Source organism: Bacillus sp. JJ1521 (assembly GCF_036965165.1).
In the GTDB taxonomy this organism is placed as follows: Bacteria; Bacillota; Bacilli; order Bacillales; family Bacillaceae_L; genus Ferdinandcohnia.
Window position 1 is genome coordinate 1 of record NZ_JBALOX010000142.1, and the last position, 352, is coordinate 352.

The window sequence follows — 352 nt, forward strand, 5'->3', positions numbered from 1 at the left end:
CTCTCCACCACTTAATGTACCGGCATGCTGCTTTCTTCTCTCTTTAAGTCTTGGAAATCTTTCGTATTCTCTCTCGATGAGCTCTTGTATTTTTTGTTTCTCTTTTTTAATTGAAAATGCACCTAAAATTAGATTATCTTCTACTGACTGATCACCAAAGACCTGACGACCTTGAGGAACATGGGATATACCATACCCTAAAATTTTATGAGCAGGAGTACCATTAATCACATTGTCCTTATAGAGGATAGTACCCTCCTTCAGCTTCAACAACCCTGTAATCGCCTTCAATAGCGTGGTTTTCCCAGCCCCATTGGGACCAATAACAGCTACAATTTCACCTTCATTTACT

At 39.5% G+C, this 352-nt stretch carries 1 protein-coding gene; it reads right to left on the reverse strand.

The genetic code is table 11. The features are described 5' to 3' along the window. Positions 1 to 352: ATP-binding cassette domain-containing protein (locus V7147_RS18255; protein ID WP_335369262.1), on the reverse strand; the 352-nt coding region annotated here is incomplete at both ends.